Origin of the sequence: Nonomuraea turcica (assembly GCF_030718205.1) — a bacterium.
Lineage (GTDB): Bacteria > Actinomycetota > Actinomycetes > Streptosporangiales > Streptosporangiaceae > Nonomuraea.
The window spans coordinates 1-1,452 of the sequence record NZ_JAUZQF010000084.1 but is presented as its reverse complement, the minus strand read 5'-3'; the positions used below and the strand labels follow the sequence as shown (position 1 = coordinate 1,452).

2 protein-coding genes are annotated in these 1,452 nt (G+C 66.4%); both read right to left on the bottom strand.

What is annotated here, in order from left to right; genetic code table 11:
* Positions 1 to 79 precede the first annotated feature (79 nt).
* Positions 80 to 520 carry a hypothetical protein gene (locus Q9G87_RS60280; protein WP_305925682.1) on the bottom strand — a complete coding sequence of 147 codons (441 nt, stop codon included), beginning with the start codon at positions 518 to 520 and terminating at the stop codon, positions 80 to 82.
* Positions 517 to 1,350 carry an IS5 family transposase gene (locus Q9G87_RS60275; RefSeq protein WP_305925681.1) on the bottom strand — a complete coding sequence of 278 codons (834 nt, stop codon included), beginning with the start codon at positions 1,348 to 1,350 and terminating at the stop codon, positions 517 to 519. The genes Q9G87_RS60280 and Q9G87_RS60275 overlap by 4 nt, the downstream gene beginning before the upstream one ends.
* Positions 1,351 to 1,452 lie beyond the last annotated feature (102 nt).

Below are 1,452 nucleotides of genomic sequence, written 5' to 3'. Positions count from 1 at the left end.
AGAGGGCGTTGCGCGAGTTGATGTCCCTTTCGTCGCTTGGACTGAGTGGGGCGCGCTGGTCAGGAACGTCGCGGTCGTGCTACGGACGCGGCTGAGCGAACAATCCGGGCTCGGTCTCCACCAGGATTCCCTGACCGACCAGGCGTTTGAGCTTGGCGCGGATCTTCTCGGTGTTCTTCGGGACGATAGGCAGGTCCAGCGTCTGGCATAGGTCGCGAGCCCGCAAGGGGCGGCCCAGGTCGCCGAAGATGTTCAGAATCTGCCGGTAGGCGGGGTGGTCGGGGATTACAGGAGCCGGTGGAGTGGTGTCGGTCTCGGGCTCGTCGGCGAGGGAGAGCAGGGTCTTGCGGGTGATCCGCAGGTGCTCGGCCGCTTCGTCGAGGTCGCGCAGTCGCGCGGTCAGGGTGTCGATCTCTGCCCGGGTCCGCTCGATCTGGCCGGCCACGGCCTGCTCGCGGGCCTCGATCTTGTCCAGCAGCCATGTGCCGGGGTCCGGCTCCTGCCCGTCGGCCCTGGTCACGTAGACCGCCAGGACGGGGCGGGGCCGCGGGTCAGGCGGCGGGCCATGACGGCTGTCATCGCCCAATACACCCGTGATTCGGAGCTGGCCGGCAGGTGCTCATAGTCGCGGACCAGGCGCCGGTGGAGCATTAAGGTGCCGTAGGTCTGCTCAGCGATCCATCGTTTCGGCTGGGGGACGAACCCCTTGTCCGCTGGATTGCGTTCGACGATCTCCACGTCGATCCCGAGCCCGGAACCGTGATCGACGACCGTGTTCTTGAACCCCTGGTCGACCAGGGCTTTGGTCACCGTGCCGGGTGTCTGGGCAGCGAGGCGGTCCAGTAGCACGATCCCGAAGGTGTTGTCGTGCGTAGAGGCGGCCAGCACGACCACGGCGATGACCAGGCCAAACACGTCCACGGCCAAGCCCCTTTTGCGGCCCGGGACCTTCTTGGCCGCGTCCTTTCCCGTCGTGGTGGCGGGGACCCCGGCTGCGGCGTGGACGCTCTGGGTATCCAGGACGACCAGGCTCGGATCGGCTAATCGGCCCTTCTTCTCCCGCACGTGCCAACGCAGCAGGTCGTGGATCTTCTGGGCGGTCCCGTCGTCACGCCACTTGGCGAAGTAGTAGTAGGTCGCACTGCCCGGCGGCAGGTCGTGCGGCAGGTAGTCCCACTGGCAGCCGGTCCGTCCCTGGTAGAGGATCGCGTTGATGATCTCGCGCATCATGTAGTTGCCCTGGTGGCCACTGACGGAGCGGTGCGCGGCCTTCCACGCCGTGATCACCGGCTCGATCAACGCCCACTGCTCGTCGGATAAGTCGCTCGGGTACGGCTTGCGCTCGCTCACCCGGTCATCTCAGCACACGCGCACCCGCCGATAGGTGGTAACGCTACAAATCCACTCGATCACACTACGACATCGCGGGCATCAGCTCGCGGAACGCCCTCT